The sequence below is a fragment of the Actinomadura livida genome (assembly GCF_014648675.1).
Classification (GTDB): Bacteria; Actinomycetota; Actinomycetes; order Streptosporangiales; family Streptosporangiaceae; genus Spirillospora; species Spirillospora livida.
Window position 1 is genome coordinate 318981 of sequence record NZ_BMRO01000007.1, and the last position, 6328, is coordinate 325308.

Below are 6328 nucleotides of genomic sequence, written 5' to 3' on the forward strand. Positions count from 1 at the left end.
CCCTGAGACGCCACACTGATTTGGGTCGGTTCGCCCCTGGGGAGGTCCTCATGGCGAGAACGCAGGAGCCGGAGAACATACTCGGGCCTCGGTCCGAGGCGCGGTCCACCGCGCCCGCCGAGGCGAAATCGCAGCACGGCCCGGCGGAGGGCGTCTGATGCGACAGGTCCTCCTCCTGAACGCGACGTACGAACCACTCACCACGCTCCCGCTCCGGCGGGCGGTCTGCCTCGTGCTTCGGGAGAAGGCCGAGATCGTCCACCACGACACCTCCGGCGCGGTCCTGCACTCGGCCACGATGGCGATCGAGGTCCCTTCCGTCATCCGGCTCCGCCGCTACGTGCGCATCCCCTTCCGCACCCGCGTGCCCCTCACCCGCGCCGCCCTGATGCGCCGCGACAACTTCCGCTGCGTCTACTGCGGCCGGCGCGCGGAGACCATCGACCACGTCCATCCCCGCAGCCGCGGCGGCCAGCACGTCTGGGAGAACTGCGTCGCGTCCTGCATGACCTGCAACCACCGCAAGGCCGACCGCCTCCTGTCGGAGCTCGGCTGGACGCTCCCGGTGACCCCGGCCGTCCCCCGCGGCGCCCACTGGCGCCTCATCGGACTCGTCAACGACGGCGATCCCCAGTGGGCGGCCTACGTCAGGGAACCGGCCGCTTAGGAGCGGCGGCGGGCCGCGAGGAGAAACGGCGGCGCGCGCGGCGTATCCTGGTGGCGTGCCTCGCTATGACTACCGCTGCCGCGCCTGCGGGTCGACCTTCGAGGTCTCCCGCCCGATGATCAACGCGTCCGACCCGGCCCCGTGCCCGGACGGCCACGACGACACGGTCAAGCTCCTGTCGACGGTGGCCGTCACCGGCACGTCCCGCGGCGGCGCCCCGCAGCCCCCGCCCGCCCCGGGAGGCGGCGGTGGAGGCTGCTGCGGCGGTGGCTGCTGCTCCTGACCCTCCGCTGAAGGCTCAGCGCCCCTGAACGGCGACCGCTGCCGCGCGGCCGCCGGGCAGGGTCACGGGTTCTGGAGGGCGCGGAACGCGGCCGCGGTGGCGGCCGGGTCGTAGCCTTCGGGGACGCCCTGCAGGAGGACGGCCGTGCCCTTCATGTTGTCGGTGCGCATCGGCAGGATCGCCTGGTAGCCGTCCGACTCGTACCAGCCCTTGGCGTCGTCCATGCCGGGGAACTCGATGAGGACGTACATCCCGTCGAGCGGCCCCTCGACCACCTCGGGCAGGCTGCCGTGGACGAGGAAGCGGCCGCCGAACGGCTCCAGCGTGGCCTGGATGCGCTCCATGTAGGTGAAGACCTCTTCGGGGAGCGTCGCCGGCGGCTGCAGGTGGGCGAGTGCGTAGGCGGTCATCGCGTTCTCCTTCGAGTGGTGCGGCCGGGGCCGGTGGGCCCCGGCCGTTGTGTCCACTCTGTCCCGCGCGGGGAATGAATGCGATTACCTGCCGGGTAATGCTCAGCCCTGCGGGCGCTCCAGCTGGCCGACGTCGCGGGCGGCGCCGGTGGAGGCGGACGTCGCCATGGCGGCGTAGGCGCGCAGCGCGGCGCTGACCGGGCGGTGCCGGTCGCGGGGCCGGTAGCCGCCGAGGTCGGCGAGGAGCTTCTCGCGCCGGATGTCCAGCTCGTCGGACGGGACGTCGAGCTCCAGCACCCGGTTCGGGATGTCGATCACGACGGGGTCGCCGTCCTCGACGAGGGCGATGATGCCGCCGCCCGCGGCCTCCGGGGAGGCGTGCCCGATGGACAGCCCGGACGTGCCGCCGGAGAACCGGCCGTCGGTGATCAGCGCGCACGCCTTGCCGAGCCCGCGGCCCTTGAGGAAGCTCGTCGGGTACAGCATCTCCTGCATGCCGGGGCCGCCCTTCGGGCCCTCGTAGCGGATCACGACGACGTCACCGGCCTTGACCTTCCCGCCGAGGATGCCCTCGACGGCGTCGTCCTGCGACTCGAAGACGACGGCGGGGCCGGTGAACGTCCACAGCTCCTCGTCCACGCCGGCGGTCTTGACGATCGCGCCGTCGGGGGCGATGTTGCCGCGCAGGACGGCGAGGCCGCCGTCGGCGGTGTAGGCGTGCTCGACGGAGCGGATGCAGCCGTTCTCGCGGTCCAGGTCGAGCGCCTCCCAGCGGGCGCTCTGCGAGAACGCGGAGGTGCTGCGGACGCCGCCGGGCGCGGCGTGGAACATCTCGACGGCCTCGGGCAGCACGTCGGGGGAGCGGACGTCCCACCTGGCGACGAACTCGTCCATGGACGCGGAGTGGATGGAGTGCGCGGAGCTGTGCAGCAGGCCCGCGCGGTTCAGCTCGCCGAGCAGGGCGGGGATGCCGCCGGCGCGGTGGCAGTCCTCGACGTGGTACCTGCCGGTGGCCGGGGCGAGCTTGCAGATGCAGGGGACGCGGCGGGACAGCTCGTCGATGTCGGACAGGCCGAAGTCCACGCCGGCCTCGGTCGCGGCGGCGAGCAGGTGCAGGATCGTGTTGGTGGAGCCGCCCATCGCGACGTCGAGCACCATGGCGTTCGCGAACGCGTCGCGGGTGGCGATGTTCAGCGGCAGGACGGACTCGTCGTCGCCGTCGTAGTAGCGGCGGGCGACGTCCACGACGGTGCGGCCGGCGTCCTCGTAGAGGCGGCGGCGGGCGGTGTGGGTGGCGAGGACGGTGCCGTTGCCGGGCAGCGCCAGGCCGATCGCCTCGGTGAGGCAGTTCATCGAGTTGGCGGTGAACATGCCGGAGCAGGACCCGCAGGTGGGGCAGGCGCTCTCCTCCATCTCCAGCAGCTTGTCGTCGGAGAGGGAGGCGTCGGCGGACGCGATGATCGGGTCGATCAGGTCGAGCTTGTTGCCGTCCATGACGCCCTCGACGGGCTTGCCGGCCTCCATCGGGCCGCCGGAGACGAACACCGTGGGGATGTTGAGGCGCAGCGCGGCCAGCAGCATCCCCGGCGTGATCTTGTCGCAGTTGGAGACGCAGACGAGGGCGTCGGCGCAGTGCGCGTTGACCATGTACTCGATGGCGTCGGCGATGACCTCGCGGGACGGCAGCGAGTAGAGCATGCCGTCGTGGCCCATGGCGATGCCGTCGTCCACGGCGATCGTGTTGAACTCGCGGGGCACGCCGCCGGCCTCGCGGACGGCGCCGGCGACGACCTTGCCGACCTCGTCCAGGTGGACGTGGCCGGGCACGAACTGCGTGAAGCTGTTGGCCACCGCGACGATCGGCTTGCCGAAGTCCTCGCGTGCTACGCCGCTGGCCCGCATGAGCGCGCGGGCGCCCGCCATGTTCCTGCCATGGGTGACCGTGCGTGACCTGAGCGGTGGCATGTGTGACCTCTCCAAACTGTGACGTGGCGTGCGGCGATCCCGTGGATGGGAAGCGAAGGGCGTCGCAGCGGCGGATCTCGGCGCTGCCGCCGGCTCAGCAGAGGTCGCGCGCGGGCCGGCCGTGGCGTCGATGCTACCAACCGCCGCGCGGGCACGAGAAAGCCGGGACGAGACGTCCCGGCTGCGATGATCAGGCCGCTCGGTCATGGCCGCGGCGGCTCCGGCAGGCTTTGGCGGCTCCGGCTGGGCCGCGGTGCCGGTGCCTGGGCGAGGGCGGCACCCCGGCCGCGGGCGGCGGACGAGGTGCCCCTTGTCGGTGGACTCGGAACTCAGTCGGGGTACTTGGGCGGCAGGGCCTGCTGCGCCGCCTCGAAGATCCGCTCGACGTCGCCCTCGGTGAGGATCTTCGGACGGCGCCGCAGGTAGGCGCGTGCCCGGTTCCCCGCGTAGACGTCGACGTCGCGGACCCGCATGACCTTCCACGGGATGGACGGCCCGTAGATGGCCACGGACGGCTGCACCGGCACCTCGAAGCCGCACCGCGCGGCGAGGATGCTGCTCGCCTGCTGGGCCTCCCAGCGGGCCTCGTCCAGGCGGTCCTTCTTGTTGAAGGGGCCGTGGAAGAGCTTGAGGTGGGACATGGTGCGCACGGGGAGGCGCTTGTCCCACTTCTCGGAGTCGATGGCGTAGACGCCGCTGGGCCCGATCACCAGGTGGTCGATCCGCCCGTCGCTGACGCCGTCGTCGTCGCGCGGCACGGCGCGTGCGTGGAGCACGACGTACCCGTTGCGCTGGAGCGACTTCAGCTGCTTCTCGGTGCGCCGCTCGGCGGCCGAGGACTTCTGCCACGCGGTGACGGAGGACGTCTTGCGGGACCGGCGGACGACGTCCCCGATCACGACGAGGACCGCGACCGTCAGGCCGAGACGCCAGCCGCCGAGCAGCCAGACGGCGAGGCCGGCGCCGAGTGCGGTGCCCGCCGTAGGCAGCCGGCGGCGGATTCGGGGATCGGCGAGCAGCGCGGCCGCGGTGCCCCCCTCGGGATGCTCCTTCACGGGAGCCTGGTGGTGGTGCTCACGGGTTTCCTCCGAGCCCGTCGCCTGTGTTGCCGTTGACCCCGTTGCCTCCGACCGTGCCTGGGGATGGCCCCGGGCATCGTGTCCGTCGCCCCGCTCCGTGGTCGCCATGAGTGACGCTCCGTATCCCTTTCCCATCGGGGGCATGATCCTCCGTGCGCAGAGTAATCACAGTGCCGGTTGGCGACTAGTCATGCAGGGTTAATAGTTTTGTCGCCGCCCGTAGGTGATTCACTGCCGTGGCGGATGGGTACGTCGAATATCTTCTCCTTGCGCCGACGCGGTTGACCCTGCCCTCTTTGATGCCCGCGCACACGGCGTCTAGCGTTCCGGTTTGTGACACAAACCCATGACCTCAGCGCCACCCGGATGGCCGCGGCCGTCCGCACCCGGGAAGTATCCCCCGTCGAACTCACCGACCACTACCTGACCCGCATCGAACGACTCAACGAGCAGGTCGGCGCCTACGTCACGGTCACCGCCGACCGGGCGCGCGAGGAGGCGCGGCAGGCCGAGAAGGCCGTCCTGGACGCGGCGGACCCGGCGGACCTCCCCCCGCTGCACGGCGTCCCGGTCCCCGTCAAGGACCTGAACATGGTCAGCGGCGTCCGGATGACCTTCGGTTCGAGCGTCTACTCCGACCTGGACGGTTTCGCCGACGACCACGTGGTGACCCTCCTGCGGCAGGCGGGGTCGGTGCTCCTCGGCAAGACGACGACGCCCGAGTTCGGCCTGCCGTGCTACACCGAGAGCGACGTCGCGCCGCCGGCCCGGACGCCCTGGGACCTCTCCCGGTCGGCCGGCGGCTCCAGCGGCGGCGCGGCCGCGGCGGTCGCGGCGGGCCTGGCGCCCGTCGCGCAGGGCAGCGACGGCGGCGGGTCGATCCGCATCCCCAGCAGCGCGTGCGGGCTGTTCGGGCTCAAGCCCACCCGGGGCCGCGTCTCGCAGGGGCCGGTCATCCCCGACCTGTTCGGGCTGTCGACGAACGGGCCGATCGCCCGGACCGTCCGGGACGCGGCCCTCCTGCTGGACGTGATGGCGGGCCACCAGCCCGGCGACCTGTACGCGGCGCCGCCGGTCGAGGGGACGTTCGCCGCGTACGCGGAGCGCCCGCCGGGCCGGCTGCGGATCGCGCGGAGCCTGGAGACGGCCGTGCCGGGCGCCGAGGTGCACCCCGACTGCGTCGCCGCCTACGAGGCGGCGTCCGAACTGCTGGAGGAGCTGGGCCACGAGGTCGTGGACCTGCCGCCGGTGCTCGGGGCCGACGTCGTCCCGCACTTCGTGACGCTCTGGGGCGTCATGGCGACCGTCACGCCCGTCGCGGAGGAGAGCGAGCACCTGCTCCAGCCGCTGACCCGCTGGCTGCGCGGGCTCGGCGAGGCGACGACCGCGCCGCAGCTCTTCCAGGCGCACGCCGCGCTGCAGGGGGCGCTGCGCGCGGCGTTCCCCGTGATGGACGAGTTCGACGCGATCCTGAGCCCGACGCTGGCGCAGCCGCCGGCCCCGGTCGGGTACTTCCACGACCAGGAGCCCGCCGAGAACTTCGAGCGGCAGACGAAGTTCACCCCGTTCACCGCGGTGTACAACATCTCCGGGCAGCCCGCCGTGAGCGTCCCGCTGCACGTGAACGCCGACGGCCTGCCGATCGGGATCATGCTCGCCGGGCGGCTCGGCGGTGAGGGCACGCTCATCTCGCTGTCCGCGCAGCTTGAAGAGGCCCGCCCGTGGATCGGCCGGAAGCCGGACATCTGGACGGCGTGAGCCCGCGCCGACGGGGCATGGTGCAGGCGTGGCCGACGATGAACTGAGGACGCTGGCCGGACTGCACGGCGTCGCGACCCGCTACACCGACTGGCGCGGGCGCGCGGCCGAGGTCTCGCCCGGCACGCTGGTGGCGGTCCTGGCGGGGGGCGGGGGGGGGGGGGGC

6 protein-coding genes are annotated in these 6328 nt (G+C 72.6%); 3 read left to right on the plus strand and 3 right to left on the minus strand.

The features are described from left to right. The first annotated feature begins 157 nt into the window (after positions 1 to 157). Together IEZ03_RS18915 and IEZ03_RS18920 are read left to right on the plus strand one after the other, a co-directional pair. Positions 158 to 667, plus strand: a complete 510-nt coding sequence (locus IEZ03_RS18915; RefSeq protein ID WP_132047850.1) for an HNH endonuclease — start codon at positions 158 to 160, stop codon at positions 665 to 667. 55 nt (positions 668 to 722) lie between these two features. Beyond that, positions 723 to 950: an FmdB family zinc ribbon protein gene (locus tag IEZ03_RS18920; RefSeq protein WP_132047852.1), complete on the plus strand. Its 228-nt coding sequence runs from the start codon at positions 723 to 725 to the stop codon at positions 948 to 950. Between the two features lie 62 nt (positions 951 to 1012). Here the strand turns inward: IEZ03_RS18920 and IEZ03_RS18925 are convergent, their stop codons facing one another. The 3 genes from IEZ03_RS18925 to IEZ03_RS18935 form a co-directional block, all read right to left on the minus strand. Then, positions 1013 to 1360: a DUF1330 domain-containing protein gene (locus tag IEZ03_RS18925; protein ID WP_184881944.1), complete on the minus strand. Its 348-nt coding sequence runs from the start codon at positions 1358 to 1360 to the stop codon at positions 1013 to 1015. Positions 1361 to 1462: 102 nt separating this feature from the next. Then, positions 1463 to 3325, minus strand: a complete 1863-nt coding sequence (gene ilvD, locus IEZ03_RS18930; protein ID WP_184881946.1) for a dihydroxy-acid dehydratase — start codon at positions 3323 to 3325, stop codon at positions 1463 to 1465. A 329-nt stretch (positions 3326 to 3654) separates the two neighbouring features. Further along, positions 3655 to 4380, minus strand: coding sequence for a nuclease-related domain-containing protein (locus IEZ03_RS18935; RefSeq protein ID WP_229808394.1), 726 nt, complete (start codon positions 4378 to 4380; stop codon positions 3655 to 3657). 357 nt (positions 4381 to 4737) lie between these two features. Here IEZ03_RS18935 and IEZ03_RS18940 point away from each other — a divergent pair, with 357 nt between their 5' ends. Next, positions 4738 to 6162 (plus strand): amidase, encoded by a 1425-nt coding sequence (locus IEZ03_RS18940; protein WP_184881951.1) that lies wholly within the window; start codon positions 4738 to 4740, stop codon positions 6160 to 6162. Positions 6163 to 6328: the final 166 nt, after the last annotated feature.

Excerpts from the sequence above, each read along its gene's own strand:
- IEZ03_RS18915 (WP_132047850.1), top strand. The coding sequence starts at position 158 with ATGCGACAGGTCCTCCTCCTGAACGCGACGTACGAACCACTCACCACG.
- IEZ03_RS18925 (WP_184881944.1), bottom strand. The coding sequence starts at position 1,360 with ATGACCGCCTACGCACTCGCCCACCTGCAGCCGCCGGCGACGCTCCCC.
- ilvD (WP_184881946.1), bottom strand. The coding sequence starts at position 3,325 with ATGCCACCGCTCAGGTCACGCACGGTCACCCATGGCAGGAACATGGCG.